Source organism: Gluconobacter cerinus, from assembly GCF_002723935.1.
GTDB classification, from domain to species: Bacteria; Pseudomonadota; Alphaproteobacteria; order Acetobacterales; family Acetobacteraceae; genus Gluconobacter; species Gluconobacter cerinus.
This window is the reverse complement of the sequence record NZ_BEWM01000002.1, coordinates 303,046-319,296: the sequence shown is the minus strand read 5'-3', so window position 1 is coordinate 319,296 and position 16,251 is coordinate 303,046. Positions and strand designations below refer to the sequence as shown.

Sequence of the window (16,251 nt, the reverse complement as noted above, 5' to 3'; positions counted from 1 at the left end):
CGTCGGCCGGAGTGTAGCTCAGCCTGGTAGAGCACTGTGTTCGGGACGCAGGGGCCGGAGGTTCGAATCCTCTCACTCCGACCAGCCGATAAACGGATTATCAGAAAAATCTGATCAGAGCGTAGTTACTTGACGCTCTAACCGTGTCCTAATTTCATATACAAAAATCATGGCCCGAACAGTTCTCGGGAGACTTGCTATGCGTCAACGCCCCGCTGCCCGATTACTGGTTTTGGATCAGCAGGATCGCGTCCTTCTCTTCAGGTTTTTTCACTCCTCAGGCGCATTGGCTGGGCGAAGTTATTGGTCCACGCCCGGCGGAAGCCTGAAGGATGGAGAAAATTTTGTTCAGGCGGCAAAACGCGAACTGCACGAAGAAACAGGATTAAACGCGCCCTTTCTCAGCTCTGAAATTGGTCAGAGAACATTCGTCCTGACGCTCGCGAGTGGTGAAACTGTTTTAGCTGACGAGCGCTTTTTTGCCCTTCGTGCACCAGAGACCACGCTCTCCTCTTCCGGCTGGACGCCCAACGAAAAGAACGTTCTCAAGGGTCATCACTGGTGGTCTAGACGTGAGTTGGAACAGACGACCGAAATCATTTTTCCGGAACGTCTGCTCGATCTCCTGACTACGGCGCTGTCAGGCGATCTCCCCTGATTTCAAAGAGGTTTCAGCCCGACAAAGGGATGCAAAGGTTGGTTCGGCTGACATTCCGCTAGAATTTCCGGAGCCTGAAGGCCGTGAATATGCGTGTACAAGGCCTGCCGCGCATTGAGAATTCTGCCAGCCTCTTTATCGCGAACATCGCCAGGTTGCCCGAGCAGAGCGCCGGCATACTCGACTTCACGCTGCATCTCCGCATCAGGAAGAGCAGACAATGGCACGAACTGAACAGGCAAACTCAACTGTTGCGTCTTTGAACGGCTGGCATCTGCGGCAATACCAATGACTGGCACAGTTGTCAGCGCAGACACAGAGAATGAACCAGACTGCGTCAAACTACCATTGAGCTGCATTGTCACAGGCCCGGAAACAAGCGCGACAACCGGGTCCAGAGTGTGTTGCGAACATTGTAGCGCACGCACGTTCCCATCAAAGCGATGAGACTGCTCTGCGGACCAGTCCTGAACCTCGGAAACACTGACGATACCAGCTTTAGCCAGATCCTTTTGAACACCGGCCAGCGCTGCACTCACCGAAGTCTGTTCACCAGAACCAAAGACACATCCTGAAAGCATCAACCATACAGGCAAAAAATATATCGGCTTCATGCTGCGCTCATTTCCGCAACAAGGGCCTGTACATCTTCAGATTTTGGCGAAAGACCTTGCACAGTGAGCCAGTTCTGTCTGCTAACGAGCCCATAGGCCTCATCACAAATCTTCAGGAACGTATTCCACGGCATGAAGGTCCGGCTGCCCCATGTATTAAAAAATACACCGTCCGGTGTGTACCCCGTCAGCGCGATAGCATGTCCTCCGACAAAAACGTGGTCCTGCACAGCATCCCAATCCCAATCGGTACCTAATGGAAGACTCATGAACCCGCGCGGAACCTGCACCCCTGCCAAGACGCCGCCCAGATAGGAAATACCGCGTTTGATGCCGCTCACTGAATGGGAATCAATAATACCGTAAGCCGTCAGATAATCTCGTGTCTGCCCCGGCCGAACAAATCCATTGCTCTTCCAGTATTGCAGTTGCTCCAGCAAAATCGTGCCATTATCATTTTGACCCGTTACCGGATTAAATCCCGTGACAGCGCCATAGTTCTGAAGAACCTGTTCGCTAGAAAGCAATACCAGCCCCTGGGCCACTTTTGTCCAGGTTGCTGTCAAAGCCGCATGAGCTGCAAAAGCACAGCATCCGAACTGATCATTACCCCACATCTGATAGGGCACCCCCTGGGACCAGTCCTGGTGCTCTGGAACGTCTGGAACCCGCGCCGTCAGAACGGGCGAAAGCCGATAGGTTCGTACATCATAACGCGGAGGCAACTTGCCCAGTCTACGCTCAATCACTCATCAACACTCCACGAACAGAGAATGAAGAAACCAGAGCGGCATGCCGTATTTGCAGGGAGTTCTTCGTTCTGATCGAAGCAAAGCCAAGGCACATGCCAAAACGCTCCGAAAAAAATGAAAGCCACTCCCGTAAAAGAGTGGCTTTCATCAACGCCTTATCAAAAAATCTCAGGTCTTTTTAACCTGAGCCTCTGACACTCAGGCTCTGACGTCATACGCCAGAGAGGCCGGCCAGGCAGACTGGGCAAAAACCTGCGCGTAATCATGGACTTCTGTCAGGAACGTCCGATCACCATCCAGAACCAGACGAACCGTCGGTGCAAGTGTACCGCCAATCCGGTAAGTCTCCGGATTTTCTGCATTCTGACCGGCAGCCGGAATGGTATCGATAAAGGACTGAACATAGCCCTCCGCATCCACAAAGTGCGAATACGTCGAATACGGCTGCGAAGACGGATTACCGAGTACAAGCCCTGAGCTATTCAGGGGCTTGTATGGGCCGAAAATACCCTTCTCGGACACAAAGCCATAAACGCCATCAGGCCCCGTGCTCTTGCCCGTGTACGTGGAGTGATGACTGATCGTGAACAGATAGGTCAGACCGTCCTTGAAAACGAAATGGGGACGTTCGGTCTGATCGTTCACGCCAAGAGCCGTTACCAGAGCAGGCATCAGTTCCCATCGGGAATAATCCCCCTTGCGCCAGCCGGAGACACACCGGGCCAGACCGATCGCTGCTGCACCATATTGTGCGCCAGCATCCACCGCATATCCTGGCGGAACCGCACCCATTTCATCGGTGCCGATAACAAACTGGCCGCGCGCACCCGGAACATTGCCTTCAAACAGCGTATAAAGCTGGCCATCGCCCGGATTGATGAACGGCTGCGGATCACGGAAATCAAAATATGGATCTTCAGACGCATTGGCGTAATGAACACCATCTGCCTTGAACATTTCCGTGCTTGTGGCGAAGCCGTCGAACCAGACACCCTTATCATCTGCATGAATAGTGCCGGAACTGACCGCCGGAACAGAGTTGCCATCAGGCGCACCGACGGACGTGTAGAACATGTCCACCTTGTTCTCGGTGCCCTCACGCATCACCAGAGAACCGGACCATTCCCATGGGCGCAGATCGGCAGAGGTCTGGAACAGTCGGCCGCCCCAGGTCCACTCCACACCATCGCGGCTATACCAGTAGCCGATATAAGCGCGGTCATTGCGGGAGTGCCATTCGTCATAAATCTTGGCGTTGGTCTTATCGATCTTGTCCACGGCAAGCGACCACAGGACGAACCAGCCTTTGAACGTCACGGTACGCATGTGCATGTCACGCAGCGCACCACTGTCCCAGATCATGACGTCATTGGACATAATGGGAAACTGGTAATCGATCAGCGGCATGGTCGTCGTCGGATCGTCTGTACGAACCTTCAGCGCATCCGCAATCGTCCAGCGAGAAACAGGATATTTGGTTGGAACAGGACGCGAAAAATTTGCCTGCACCAGAGACTGGGAGGAAATAGCATTCATAATTTTACTGATCCATACTGAATAAGTATTTGAAAAAATTTCTGGCTCTCAGGAAAAAATTCCAAGTAATTCGGGAGCCAGAGTATTTTACGCTTTCGGAGAAGCGTCCTTCTTCACGCTTTCTCCACTCCCAGAAGCTGACGTAACTTTACCGACCTGCCGCTCAAGACGATTGGCAGCCCAGCCAAAGTTCAGCCCCAGAAGGGTAATGACGCGGTAAATTCCGCCGAACCGTGATGTATTTTGTGGAGGCGGCAAGAAAACCGTTATCAGCTTGCAGCCAATAATCAGCAGAGCCACCCAAAGTTCATAGCGGGCCGGAATGTCAGCAAGCAGACCCGAAAGATCAAAACCCGAAATATCCACAGCCTGAAATCCTAATAGGCTCATAAAAAAAGAGGCTGCCCCCTCGTGGAGTCAGCCTCTTATGAAAATCATTTTCTGATATTGATAATTGAGCCATCTGCCTAACGATTTGTGGCTCAATGCCACAGTTATATGAAAAACCTGGCCGCAACACAACCCTAAAAACCATCTCTGCTCGCCAGAGAGTTGAAACCTTCCCCCCACATACCTAGTTTCGACATTCAGAAAGTCTCTTTCTCCCAAGAGACCGATAAGAGAGACGAAACTTCCATGACACGCTCAATGCGTTCTGCTCTGGCTCTGGCCGCCCTCCTCACCGCTACCCCGGCCCTTGCCGAACCGGGTGGCTGCATCAAGTACGGTGCAGCCGGTGCCGTAGGCGGACATCTGGCCAACCACCATGGTGTTATTGGCGCCGTTGGTGGATGCGCCGCTGGCATGTATCGCCGCCACCTGTATCGCAAGGATCTGCGCGAAAAGGCTGCTCTTTGGGACAAGGAGCATCCGGCAGCCCCGAATACCGGCGGCTGGTGGCAGAGCCACCACGATGCGACGTCCGTGAACCAGAAGGCTCAGTGGTACGACGCAGAACACCCCGAGCCAGGCACAAATGCGCCAGCTCCGCAGGCGCCGCAGCACTAAAAACAAAAAAGGCCCGGCTGGTAACAGCCGGGCCTTTTCCATAAGTATCGAAACAGTCTCAAGCCACTCCAAACCCTCTTAGGGCTGTACGAGACAATGCCTCCAGAAGGTCAACCGACTCGTCTGAATCATTCAGACAGGGCACAAGCGCAAACTCTTCGCCGCCCGCTTCCATGAACTCTTCTCGAAGCTCATTCCCAATTTCATCCAGCGTTTCAATACAGTCCGCCATAAAGCCTGGCATGATAACTGCAATTTTCGTGATGCCCTGCTTCGGGAGAGCACTTACATAAGGGGCCGTATAAGGCTGAATCCATTCAAGCGGCCCGAAGCGCGACTGGAACGTCAGCGGCATCTGCTCTTCAGAAAGCCCTAACGCCTGACGCAAGGCAGCGATCGTACGAACACATTCGTCCTGATACGAGTCGCCCTTTTCGATACAGACTTTTGGCAATCCATGAAACGACGCCACAATTCGTTGGGGCTTGAAGGAAAGGCTTTCCAGCGTCTTCAACACCGACGTTTCCAAGGCCCGCACAAACGCAGGATGATCTGGAAAAGACGGAACCGTTAGAACAGCGGGTTGCTTTCTCAGCTTCATCAATGCCCGGAAAAGCTGATCGTTGGCCGTGGCGGTCGTTGCTGAGGAATATTGCGGATAAAGCGGAATACTGACGATACGGTCGCACCCCTGGTCCATCAGGCTCTCAACAGCCTGCGCAACAGATGGGCGGCCATAGCGCATGCCCCACTCAACAGGGACACCGTCTGCTTTTAACCGAAGGCGAAGCTTCTCAGCCTGACGCTGGGTATAGACCCGCAACGGAGAGGCATTCTCCTCCCGATCCCAGATTCGTGCATAGTTTGCACCGCTGGCAAATGGTCGTTTGGTAAGGATGATGCCCTGCAGGATGGGCTGCCAGATCAGCGGCGAACTTTCGATAACGCGCCGATCGGAGAGGAACTCACTCAGGTACCGACGCACCGCCAAATAGCTGGTGTCATCAGGCGTACCGAGATTGAGAAGTAGGATGCCTGTCCGTCCATGAGGCGGAGAGGCATGCTGGGGTTTTTTGAAAAAGAAGGCCATAGTACCCTTCAGTGTGAAACAGGGCTACAAATGGCGAAAGAGAAAAAACACATTAACCGAGGGATGCGCGTCCCTTTCGGGACGCTATCGTCGGCGCTTTACACGTGCATAGGAAAGACTTGGCTGTTCAACCCGGCGGGAAGCATTGTAAAAGATCACCGCCATTACAGCACCGATCGTTCCGATATACGGCATGAAAGTATTCATCAAAGCCATATTTGCCTCCTTGAACCCTCTGGGAAAGTTTTCCGTGGGCTCAATACTGAGAGTGATCATATCGCCGTCGGTATTCAAGAGAAAAATTCATCCAAACGTCAAAAAAATAACCTTCACTGAAAAATATCCTTTTTTATCATGATCCTAAGCCTTGAAGAATCGAGGTGAGCCCTTCTGGAAGGGCAACCCCAGCGCTCCGCCCACGTTCAGATCCTGACCAATCTGATTGATCGGGAAAGGATCTGATACAATGGCAACCCAAGACCCCGTCATCTACGTCGTCGCTGATGGTGAAAAGGCTCGTTTCCTTCGTCTGGAAGGCTCACAGCTCAGAACAATCGAAAACTTCGATATCCATAAGGGCTCAGACGCAGCCAAGGATGTAGGTTCGCTCAAGGCTGCTCATACAAGCCCGAAGGAGCAGCTCAAGACACACTTCGCGAAAGATCTGGCGGCTCACATCAACAAGGCTGCACAGGACAGCAATGTTGAGGGAATCCTTCTTATAGCTCCAGCGCAGTCTCTTCACGACATCCGTGAAAGTCTGGACAAGCCGGCGTCCAAGAAGCTTTTCAAAAGCCTGACAAAAGATCTTACGAACACCCCGGATCATGAACTTCTGAAGCATCTGGACCGTCCCGAAACGGGCTGGCCGGAACTTGCATCAGTCTAAAATCCGAGCAGACAGGCAGACCGCTCAGCGTGCTGATCGGCCTGCCACACAAGGCTTTTCCGTCCCAGTCGTCTGTGGCCACGACGAAGGAAGACCACGTACATAACGAACGGCCAGAAGCGCAAAGCACTGGGCCTCAAGTGCATCTCCGTCCCACCCAAGATCATCGACGGACCCCAGAGATCCCAAACGTGAGCGCAAGCGCTCCATCAAAACCGGATTGTGGCGTCCCCCTCCAGCGACAAACCACTTTGTGGGTTTGACTGGCATGGGCGTTCGAGCGATCGCTTCCACCGTAAACTCCAGCAGTGTCGCCGCGCCGTCTTCAGCAGAAAGGGTTTCAACGGCCTGCATGGCAGAGGCATGAAAGCTCAAACGGTCCAATGACTTTGGCATTTCACGCTGAAAATACGGCATTGCCAGCAAGTTTTCTAAAACAGCTCGGTCTACCTTTCCTTTTCTCGCTAACGCGCCATCGACGTCACACGCAACGCCAGTATGTCGCTCCGCCCAGTCGTCCAGAAGAGCATTTCCCGGTCCGGTATCGCACGCCCAGACCTGACGCTGCCCCTCTGTATTCGGCCCGAGCAAGGTGACATTTGCCACGCCACCAATATTCAGAACAGCAACAGACTGCGTCTCACTTTCCAAAAGCGCGGCATGCAGGACTGGCACCAATGGCGCACCCTCACCACCACATTCCAGATCCCGTGCACGGAAATCATAAACAACCGGGACGCCACACTCCACCTGAAGAAGCGCTCCATCACCAATCTGCCAGCTTCGCCCTTTTTCGGGTTGATGCAGGACTGTTTGCCCATGAAAGCCAATGACATCAGGGCGAATATCTGGAGCCAGCTTCATAAGCTCCCGAACAGCATCCACATGCCGTAGCGTTACGTCCCGTTCGGCAGCCAGAATATCCGGATCATCTTCTGCCAGATGTGCAGCATGATCCAGCAAATGGCGCAGCCGAGCCCGCAAAGCAGAGTCGTAGGGAACCGTCACGGCTGGCCCATACTGAGCAATCCGCTCCCCATCTGTCTGCACCAGAGCCGCATCCACCCCATCAAGAGACGTGCCGCTCATGAGACCAATGGCCCATTGCATATTCTCGAAAGACATCAGGTTTCTACCTTCAGAGAGAGGCCAGGACCGTATGCAGATTGCCGTTATGCGCCTGAAGAAGCGTCTCAATCTTCTCGACAGACACACCCTTTCTCACAAGAACTGCCCGCTTTACATTGCCGCCAACCAACCGCAACGCATCACGAACTTCCTCGTCCGTTCCCCCAGCCAATTCGAACACCATACGCTCGGCACGCAACTGCAACTTGTCATTGCTAATTCGCATATCGACCATACGCCCGCGATAGACATGCCCAAGGCGCGTCATCAAAGCGGTAGAAAACAGGTTAAGCGCAACCTTCTGGGCCGTCCCTGCTGCCATCCGCGTGGAGCCAGCCAGAACTTCAGCGCCCGTCGGAATACTGATCCCGATTTCAGCACTCCGTAAAAGACGTGAATGCGCGTTTCCACTTACCCCAATTGTCAAAGCCCCGACCTCACGCCCGGCTTCAACAACAGCACAGGTGTAGGGCGTATTGCCACTCGCCGCGACACCAATGACCACGTCATTCGGCGTGGGCCCGTATGCTCCAAGATCAACGCGCGCCTGATCTTCCCTGTCTTCTGCACCTTCGACAGCCTGCGTCCCTGCACCGGCGCCACCAGCCAGTAGCAAAACCAGCCGCTCAGGGGGCAGTCCAAACGTTGGTGTCAGTTCCACCCCATCCTGAACCCCAATACGACCAGACGTTCCAGCCCCAGCATAAATCAACCGACCGCCACCCTGAAGACGGGGCACACTCGCCTCAACTGCGGCTTCAATGGACGGGAGTGCCTCTCCGACCCGCTCTAAGGCCTCTTTCTGAGAGTCCAACAGCCGTCCCAGAAGCGAATTCAAAGGCAGAAGTTCAATAGTCTGATTGGCTTCAAGAACCGTTTCTGTGCGGGGAACAGTCACGAATGACCCTTTTCATCTCGACATAAAAAACGCGTCTGAAAGTTTCCCTTCAGACGCGCCAGAACTTTAGAAAACTCCCTTATTCCTTTACCGGAAACAAGGCTCCATTTTTCAAAAGACCCTGTTCAACCAGACTTTCCGCAATCTGCACGGCGTTCAGTGCTGCACCCTTGCGAAGATTGTCCGAGACGCACCAGAGTGCCAGACCATTCTCGACTGTCGGATCAATGCGCAGGCGAGACACATACGTTGCATCCTCCCCGACACATTCAATCGGCGTTACATAACCGCCGTCTTCACGTACATCGCGCAGAATGACGCCAGGAGCCTTGCGCAAAGCCTCACGAGCTTTCTTCAGGTCAATCGGCCTCTCGCACTCAATGCTGATCGCTTCGGAATGGCCGATGAAAACCGGAACACGGACACAGGTCGCCAGAACCTGAATATCCGGATCCAGAATCTTGCGGGTTTCAACCGCCATTTTCCACTCTTCCTTGGTCGCTCCATCTTCCATGAAACGATCAATGTGCGGAATGACGTTAAACGCGATCTGCTTGGTAAACTGAGCCACCGTCGGCGGGTCGTTCACAAAGGTGCCCTTGGTCTGCCCAAACAGTTCGTCCATTCCGTCTTTGCCCGCACCGGACACAGCCTGATAGGTCGAGACAACAATCCGCTTGATCTTGAACAGATCATGAAGCGGCTTCAGCGCTACAAGCATCTGCGCCGTTGAGCAGTTCGGGTTGGCGATGATTCCGCGACGCGCCTTTTTCAGCGCAGACGCATTCACCTCTGGCACCACCAGAGGAATACCAGGCTCCATACGGAAATGGGACGTGTTGTCGATCACGACACAACCCGCAGCGGCAGCCTTCGGCGCATAAATCGCCGATACTTCTCCGCCCGGCGAAAACAGCGCCAGATCCCACCCCTTGAAATCAAACGTCTCAAGGTTTTGAACCTTCAGCACTGCCTTGTCGCCAAAGGAAATTTCCCGCCCGACAGAGCGCGGCGACGCGAGTGCCACGACCTCGTCCACAGGGAAATTACGTTCTGCCAAAATCCGCAGCAGCTCGCGCCCCACCGCTCCCGTGGCGCCCGCAACCGCAACCCGATAACCCATGATGTTTTCCGTTCCCTTGTAAAAAATCAGCCTACGAAAGGCAGGCGCTTGACCAGCGCCGAAAGACGATGCCGCCCCAGTTCGTACCGAGCCTTCCGGCCCGTTGCCATATAATTGAGCTGGATCGCATACCGCGTCCCGATAAACTGCCGATGTCCGTGCCACGTTGTCGGACCATTAGGGAACACCAGCAGCGTTCCCTCAGCCGGCGTGACTTCGACGTCATAGTCCTCGACATCATCCGGGCCATTCAACAGACGCAAACACCCATCCCGCGAAGACCAGTCTTCGCCTCGCGGGTTAAGATACAGCAACACGGTAACCAGCTTGGCTTCGGAATCCCGGTGAATGCGCCCGTCTTTTTCACGCGTCCGACCACGAACCGTCAGCATGGTCGGTGCATCCGCCAAGTCCAGGCCAAACTTCTCCGCAATCAGGTCCTTGAGCAAAAGACCCTGCAACTCCTCGATCATGCTGTTCACACGAGGGGTGAGCTCCAGCGCCTCCGGCGGAAAAGATCCGCCGGACTGCATGTCCGGCAGATCAGCCACAATGGCCTGAAGATCATCATTGCTGATGAAATGCGGCACAACCACATGCGGGAAAGGCTTCTCCGCAATCGGCGTATGCGCCAGAGCATCATAATCGAGAGAAATGTTGGACATAGTGGCCGAGGCTAGCCCTGCCCCAACGACCCGGCAAGACCTATTCCACACACGCCAACACCAACTCTTACGAAAGAAACTTACCCGCGAAGTGGCTTCTGCGCCTTTGAAACGCGGCTGGTTGACAGATAGCGGACATATCCAGCCCCAAGCCCGTTAGCGCCGCCCGTGCAAACCTGCGGCTGACGCGGTTCTTTCACGTTCGGAATCCAGACCGTATGCAACAGGCGCGGATTGATCCGACAAACAATCAACCGCCGGTCCACACCAGACATCCCTGCATCTTCAGCAAGTCTCATCCGTACGGACAGCATATCACTTTCCAGACCCTGAGCCGATGCATCCGGAGTCATAAGGGTTGTGACAGTCAAAAATAGACAGACAAGCAGAGCACGCATGAGCTGAACTCCTCGACATGTCCTTCGCAATTTCCAGAAACTGCCAGAAGGCACTGCCTGTATGACGCTGCGTGCCGCTCAAAAGTTGCGGCAATTTTATGGCAAACTTCGCTCTACCTTAAAACATGATGCCTCAAACCTCCCCTTCAGGCAGACGTTGAAGCCACCAAAAGATCAGGTTTCCCATTTTTCAGGAATGCTCTCATGAATACAGCGCGACTTGTCCTTCCGGAACTCCTTCCGACCCTAAGCCAGTTTCCTGCCACTGACCTGACACCAGAAACACTTCCGGATCTGAGAAACGCCCTTGAGAACCGCGCCGCGCAAGCATTTCAGAAAGCTGAAGATTTTCAGGTTACTGTTGAACAACGTCACATCCCTGCAACCCCTGAGGGCGACAGAACCATCCGCCTTCTGACCGTTCAACCTAAAGAGACAAGCTCTACACCCCGTCCGGTTTTGCTGCACTTCCATGGTGGAGGTCACTGCGCTGGACGCCCCGAACAGAACACTGCCGAGCTCTGCCGTTTTGCTCAGGATCTGAACTGCCTTGTCATCTCCCCGGATTACCGCCTCACACCAGAAACACCTTTCCCTGGTGGCATTGAAGATGCCTACGCAACGCTCTGCTGGATTCATGACAACGCTGACGCCCTGAATATCCGCCGCGATCAGATCGCCGTTACCGGAGAAAGCGCGGGCGGAAATCTTGCGGCGGCTATCTGCCTGCTGGCCAGAGACCGCAACGGGCCAGCCATTCTCTTTCAGAACCTGATTTATCCGATGCTGGATGACCGGACGATCGACAACGAGGCAAACCCTTCTCCTGTCGCAGGCGAATTCGTCTGGACGCGCGCCAGTAACACTTACGCTTGGGGGATTCTTCTCGCACCCTCCCTGCCCGGCGCTGACGATATTTCCCCCTATGCCGCGCCCTCCCGCGCCAGCGATCTTTCTGGGCTGCCCCCAGTCATTATGACGATCGGCTCATTGGATCTGTTTCTCGAAGAAGACCTGCTCTACGCCCAACGATTGATCCGAAGCGGGGTCTCCGTGGAACTGGAGATCGTCCCCGGGGCCTTCCATGCCTTTGATGTGACAGAAACTCCTGTGGCAAAACGTACCCTCAACAGACGAATCACTTCCATGAAGCGGTTCTTCACCCCATCTAGAGACTGACACGGAATGCATTATCCAAATGCGTTCCCCCACCTGCTCTGATGGGCTAGAGTTCGCGCCCCTGTGACTGGAGACTGATTTTTCATGGGCGATCACCGCGACGACCGCGATGCCATCAACGGCGCAAACACTGTCTATCTGGCCGAGCTTCATGCCCGCTGGCAGACCGATCCTGCGTCCGTAGACCCAGCTTTCGCCGCCCTGTTCGAAACCCTTGGTGCTGAACGTCCGACAACTGACACGTCGGACAATAGCGCTGAGGCCCTGAAAAACGCCTATCGTCTGCGCGGCCACGCTTTTGCACGCCTGGATCCACTCGGTCTCGCACCAACGCCGCACATCCCTGAGCTTAGCCCACCCGACGCAGACCGTGATCTGCTTGCTCGCCTGCGCCGCGCCTATTCGGGCACCTTAAGTGCCGAATTCATGCACATTCAGGACCCACAGCAGAGACAATGGTGGATTGACCGGCTTGAGACGTCATCCTCGACGCCAGCGATGGAGCCGGAACGCATTCTTCTGGCCCTGACCCGTGCAGAGGGCTTTGAAGGGTTTTGTCAAAAGCGCTTCATGGGAATGCGCCGCTTTGGTCTGGAAGGTGGAGAGAGCGTTATTGTCGCCCTCCGGACCCTGATCGATGCCGCTGCACGCGATGGGGCAAAATCTGTATCGCTGGGTATGCCACATCGCGGCCGACTGAACGTTATGGCCAATATCCTGCGGAAGCCCTTCGCGGCAATTTTCAGCGAATTTGCTGGTGCATCCTTCAAGCCAGATGACATCCAAGGATCTGGGGACGTCAAATACCATCTCGGCACCGCCACCACGATGGAACACGCAGGCCACACCTTGCGTATTTCCCTCCTGCCAAACCCGTCTCACCTTGAAGCCGTGGACCCTGTTGTTCTCGGTCGCGTCCGGGCTGATCAGGATCGTGAAAAAGACAAGAACCGCGATCGCCATCTTGGTATTCTTGTTCATGGAGACGCTGCGTTCGCCGGGCAGGGCGTTGTTTATGAAACGCTGGGCCTTTCCAAACTTGAAGGCTACCGCACAGGCGGAACCGTCCACGTCATCATCAACAATCAGATCGGCTTCACCACCGTTCAATCCGACGCTCATTCTGGTATCTACAATACAGACATCGCCAAATCCGTTCAGGCACCCATCCTGCACGTCAATGGCGATGACCCGGACGCTGTCGCGCGGGCAGCCCTGCTGGCACATGAATGGCGCCGCGATTTTCACGCAGACGTCGTACTGGATGTCGTCTGCTATCGTCGCCATGGCCACAATGAAACCGACGAACCCGCCTTCACTCAGCCTGCCATGGTCCATGCCATCCAGTCCCGCCCCACGACGCGTCGCCTCTATGCCGATACCCTGATCCGTAAAGGCATTCTGACGTCGGATCAGGTTGAAGAAATGTGGCAGCACTTCCAGAGAAGACTGGAAGAACAATTCGCAGCCTCCGAGCATTACCGGCCAAACGCAACTGACTGGCTGGACGGGCCGCAGGATTCCACCCGCCTCCAGGATGAGCCCGAGCGCATCCAACCCATGACCGGCGTTCCGATGGAACGTCTGCGCATAATCGGAGAGGCCATCGGCACTATTCCAAAAAGCCTGAACGTTCACCCCCGCCTGGCACGGCAGATTATCGCCCGAGGCAAAGCCGTCGCTGACGGTGGCCCTCTCGATTGGGCCACAGCCGAAGCCCTTGCGTTTGGCACGCTCTCAATGGACGGGCATCCTGTGCGCCTGTCAGGTCAGGATAGCCGACGCGGCACTTTCAGCCAGCGTCATGCTGTGCTGTTTGATCAGGAAACGGGACGGGAAGAAACGCTCCTCGCCCATATCGCCCCCCATCAGGCCCCACTGCACCTCTGGAATTCCCCCCTCTCCGAGTTCGGGGTGCTAGGCTTCGAATACGGCTATTCCCTCGGCGACCCGGACACACTGGTTCTCTGGGAAGCCCAGTTCGGAGACTTCGCCAACGGCGCACAGGTCATTCTGGATCAGTTCATCGCCTCAGGGGAAACCAAGTGGCTTCGTACATCCAGCCTGACGCTCCTTCTTCCTCATGGGTATGAAGGTGGCGGACCTGAACATTCATCCGCACGACCAGAGCGCATTCTTCAGTTGTGTGCCGAAAACAATCTGCGCGTCTGCAACATCACAAGCCCGGCCAATTATTTCCATGCTCTGCGCCGCCAGATTGCGCGCCGCTGCCGCAAGCCGCTGATCATCTTCACGCCCAAGTCTTTGCTTCGCCATAAGGAAGCCGTTTCTGCGCTTGCTGAGATGGGCCCGCACACGCGTTTCCAGCCAGTCCTGGCAGACCCGCAAACCATTACCAACCCCAGAAAAATTATCCTGTGTTCCGGTAAGGTCTTCTATGACCTGACTGCCGAGCGGGCGCGGAAGTCCTGCACGGACGTGGCCATCATCCGGCTGGAGCAGCTTTATCCGTTCCCTCATCACGCCCTGATCCAGCAGCTGGAGCTTTATCCGGATGCTGAACAGATTGTCTGGTGCCAGGAAGAGCCCCAGAATAATGGTGCCTGGATTTTTGTTGATCGTCGGATCGAGCGCGCTCTTCGGGAGTGCGGTCACAAGGTACAGCGCCCTGATTATGTGGGCCGTGAAAGTGCTGCCTCTCCTGCAACCGGTCTTCCTGGTGCACATGCGGCGCAGCAGGAAAAACTGGTGCAGGACGCGCTGGCCTGACGCTCAGGCCAGCAAACGCTTCTCAGGTTGGGCCACCTTGATATCCATAACTGCTCCGACCTGAACCCGTATTACCGAACCCATCTCCCCGATATTGGCGTGAACCCTGTCCACCATAATCCGGCCCGCAAGCAGCCAGAGCCACCAGAAGTGCCAGAGCCAGACCAACTTTTACCCGCATCGCCCTATTCCTTGTTTCGTTCGAGCTCACCAACGGAAATCTCAGTAAATCAACCGTCAGTCTTCAGTTCGCAGAGCCAGTATTGACGAGAAAGACCATATCCGTCGCGCGGGTCAGGGCTACATAACAAAGCTGCTGGGTCTCAAGAGGGTTTCCTCCTGCCCGACGTCGAATGTCACCCAGATCCACAAAAACATTCCGGAACGTACTGCCCTGAGACGTATGCACCGTCATGGCATAAATGGCCTGCAAATTAAGCAGCGCACTCTGAAACGCAAACCGCTGCTGCCAGCGTTTGCGCTCCTGTTTGGCTTCCTGAACAAGCCGACGATCCACGCCCTGAAGGTCCCGCGGATCCTGCACCAGATGCGCGGTAATTTCTTCTCCTGCCAGCGTGAGCACAGTCAGCTCCCAAGCTGGTAAATCCGTTGTCCATGCCGCCAGAGATCCACAGGCTTCAAAACGGTACGACAAACGAGACGCCTGAATATCCATGACCAGAACTTCTTCATTGGTCGCAATCTGCTGTCGGCTCTTGTCTTCGTTCTGTCGACTGAAAGGCGCACGCGCGACGGCACGTTCCCCCGGCATAAAGGGACGATCAATCGTCTCCCCATACCGCCATTGTCGAACCATCTGGTTCACTTGATGAACCCGGTCATTCGTCCAACACAGGTAACGAAAGCTATCATTGTCTGCGTCAAATGCATCAGACGTGAAGGCCTTGCGCACCCAGCTTTCAACATCCTTGGGGACGAATAACCCGGAGGAGCCTTTCCGGGCATCCTGAACCCAGCTCCAGTCCACATCGCCACCCTGACTCTGCCTGATGATCGTAGCAGCCTCCAGAATGGGATTACCCGCCGCCTGCCGAACCACTGTCTCAAGATGCGATGTCGACGGGACAGAAAAAGACGGCGAAGCGTCTTCCCCCACCGGCGGAAGCTGCGCTGGATCACCCACAAACAGCACGAAGCAGTATTTGAGCAGATCCCGGATCCACCCCATCAGCTCACGCGAAATCATGGAACACTCATCCACAATAACCACGCCATCCGGAATGGTTTGCGGGCGCTTCGCGCGTACAAGAGTGGTTTTACCACCCTGGGATGACGGCTGAAGGCTCAAATGGCTCTGGATGGTCCGGCACTCGACGGTCTTGTCCACCTTGCTTCGCAGTACAGCCGTGGCCTTGTGTGTCGGCGCCGTAATCACGGTCACAACATTCAAACGAAGGAAATGCCTGGCCACTTCCTGCATCAGGGTCGTCTTGCCGCTCCCGGCATACCCCGTCAGTAAATGCGTAGGCCGCTTTTCAGCATGCGCCTTGATGATTTCATCGAGAGCCGTTTTCTGAGAAGGAGTGAGCGCAACCATGGTGTCTCCTTCTCACAATCTCGCC

The 16,251-nt window shown here is 55.0% G+C and carries 18 protein-coding genes and 1 tRNA gene; 7 read left to right on the top strand and 12 right to left on the bottom strand.

Annotated elements, in window-relative coordinates; all coding sequences use genetic code 11:
• The first annotated feature begins 7 nt into the window (after nucleotides 1–7).
• Nucleotides 8–84, top strand: a tRNA-Pro gene (locus GCE01_RS05395).
• A gap of 115 nt (nucleotides 85–199) precedes the next feature.
• Nucleotides 200–658 carry an NUDIX hydrolase gene (locus tag GCE01_RS05390; RefSeq protein WP_099211525.1) on the top strand — a complete coding sequence of 153 codons (459 nt, stop codon included), beginning with the start codon at nucleotides 200–202 and terminating at the stop codon, nucleotides 656–658.
• A 2-nt stretch (nucleotides 659–660) separates the two neighbouring features.
• On the opposite strand, the gene GCE01_RS05385 is transcribed toward GCE01_RS05390, so the two are convergent.
• The 4 genes from GCE01_RS05385 to GCE01_RS05370 all read right to left on the bottom strand — a co-directional run bounded on the left by GCE01_RS05385 (nucleotide 661) and on the right by GCE01_RS05370 (nucleotide 3,950).
• Nucleotides 661–1,272, bottom strand: coding sequence for a hypothetical protein (locus tag GCE01_RS05385; RefSeq protein ID WP_099211523.1), 612 nt, complete (start codon nucleotides 1,270–1,272; stop codon nucleotides 661–663).
• Nucleotides 1,269–2,021, bottom strand: a complete 753-nt coding sequence (locus GCE01_RS05380) for a C1 family peptidase (protein WP_099211521.1) — start codon at nucleotides 2,019–2,021, stop codon at nucleotides 1,269–1,271. Before GCE01_RS05380 ends, GCE01_RS05385 begins: the two co-directional genes overlap by 4 nt.
• A gap of 201 nt (nucleotides 2,022–2,222) precedes the next feature.
• The gene (locus GCE01_RS05375) at nucleotides 2,223–3,560 is read right to left on the bottom strand and encodes a glycoside hydrolase family 68 protein (protein ID WP_099211519.1); all 1,338 of its coding nucleotides are present in this window, start codon (nucleotides 3,558–3,560) and stop codon (nucleotides 2,223–2,225) included.
• 87 nt (nucleotides 3,561–3,647) lie between these two features.
• On the bottom strand, nucleotides 3,648–3,950 hold the full coding sequence (locus tag GCE01_RS05370; RefSeq protein ID WP_046900561.1) for a hypothetical protein: 303 nt from the start codon (nucleotides 3,948–3,950) through the stop codon (nucleotides 3,648–3,650).
• 246 nt (nucleotides 3,951–4,196) lie between these two features.
• Here GCE01_RS05370 and GCE01_RS05365 point away from each other — a divergent pair, with 246 nt between their 5' ends.
• Nucleotides 4,197–4,568, top strand: a complete 372-nt coding sequence (locus GCE01_RS05365; RefSeq protein ID WP_046900560.1) for a hypothetical protein — start codon at nucleotides 4,197–4,199, stop codon at nucleotides 4,566–4,568.
• Between the two features lie 58 nt (nucleotides 4,569–4,626).
• Here the strand turns inward: GCE01_RS05365 and hemH are convergent, their stop codons facing one another.
• Nucleotides 4,627–5,658, bottom strand: coding sequence for a ferrochelatase (gene hemH, locus GCE01_RS05360; protein ID WP_099211517.1), 1,032 nt, complete (start codon nucleotides 5,656–5,658; stop codon nucleotides 4,627–4,629).
• Here hemH and GCE01_RS16810 point away from each other — a divergent pair.
• Nucleotides 5,629–5,994 carry a hypothetical protein gene (locus GCE01_RS16810; protein WP_167386120.1) on the top strand — a complete coding sequence of 122 codons (366 nt, stop codon included), beginning with the start codon at nucleotides 5,629–5,631 and terminating at the stop codon, nucleotides 5,992–5,994. The two genes, hemH and GCE01_RS16810, sit on opposite strands and share 30 nt — an antisense overlap.
• Before the next feature lie 130 nt (nucleotides 5,995–6,124).
• Nucleotides 6,125–6,547, top strand: a complete 423-nt coding sequence (locus GCE01_RS05350) for a host attachment protein (protein WP_099211515.1) — start codon at nucleotides 6,125–6,127, stop codon at nucleotides 6,545–6,547.
• A 24-nt stretch (nucleotides 6,548–6,571) separates the two neighbouring features.
• On the opposite strand, the gene GCE01_RS05345 is transcribed toward GCE01_RS05350, so the two are convergent.
• The 5 genes from GCE01_RS05345 to GCE01_RS05325 form a co-directional block, all read right to left on the bottom strand.
• The gene (locus GCE01_RS05345; RefSeq protein ID WP_244591097.1) at nucleotides 6,572–7,672 is read right to left on the bottom strand and encodes an anhydro-N-acetylmuramic acid kinase; all 1,101 of its coding nucleotides are present in this window, start codon (nucleotides 7,670–7,672) and stop codon (nucleotides 6,572–6,574) included.
• 13 nt (nucleotides 7,673–7,685) lie between these two features.
• Nucleotides 7,686–8,573 carry an N-acetylmuramic acid 6-phosphate etherase gene (locus GCE01_RS05340; RefSeq protein ID WP_099211513.1) on the bottom strand — a complete coding sequence of 296 codons (888 nt, stop codon included), beginning with the start codon at nucleotides 8,571–8,573 and terminating at the stop codon, nucleotides 7,686–7,688.
• Between the two features lie 79 nt (nucleotides 8,574–8,652).
• Entirely contained in the window at nucleotides 8,653–9,696 is a 1,044-nt protein-coding gene (locus GCE01_RS05335; protein WP_099211511.1) for an aspartate-semialdehyde dehydrogenase, read from the bottom strand.
• A 26-nt stretch (nucleotides 9,697–9,722) separates the two neighbouring features.
• On the bottom strand, nucleotides 9,723–10,361 hold the full coding sequence (locus GCE01_RS05330; protein ID WP_099211509.1) for a 2OG-Fe(II) oxygenase family protein: 639 nt from the start codon (nucleotides 10,359–10,361) through the stop codon (nucleotides 9,723–9,725).
• 80 nt (nucleotides 10,362–10,441) lie between these two features.
• Nucleotides 10,442–10,759, bottom strand: a complete 318-nt coding sequence (locus tag GCE01_RS05325; protein WP_244591096.1) for a hypothetical protein — start codon at nucleotides 10,757–10,759, stop codon at nucleotides 10,442–10,444.
• A gap of 204 nt (nucleotides 10,760–10,963) precedes the next feature.
• Between GCE01_RS05325 and GCE01_RS05320 the strand changes: the two genes are divergently transcribed.
• Entirely contained in the window at nucleotides 10,964–11,938 is a 975-nt protein-coding gene (locus GCE01_RS05320) for an alpha/beta hydrolase (RefSeq protein ID WP_099211507.1), read from the top strand.
• A gap of 84 nt (nucleotides 11,939–12,022) precedes the next feature.
• Nucleotides 12,023–14,668, top strand: coding sequence for a 2-oxoglutarate dehydrogenase E1 component (locus tag GCE01_RS05315; RefSeq protein WP_099211505.1), 2,646 nt, complete (start codon nucleotides 12,023–12,025; stop codon nucleotides 14,666–14,668).
• A gap of 22 nt (nucleotides 14,669–14,690) precedes the next feature.
• On the opposite strand, the gene GCE01_RS16805 is transcribed toward GCE01_RS05315, so the two are convergent.
• Entirely contained in the window at nucleotides 14,691–14,849 is a 159-nt protein-coding gene (locus GCE01_RS16805) for a hypothetical protein (RefSeq protein WP_167386119.1), read from the bottom strand.
• A gap of 63 nt (nucleotides 14,850–14,912) precedes the next feature.
• Entirely contained in the window at nucleotides 14,913–16,226 is a 1,314-nt protein-coding gene (locus GCE01_RS05310) for an ATP-dependent DNA helicase (protein WP_099211503.1), read from the bottom strand.
• Between the last annotated feature and the right edge of the window lie 25 nt (nucleotides 16,227–16,251).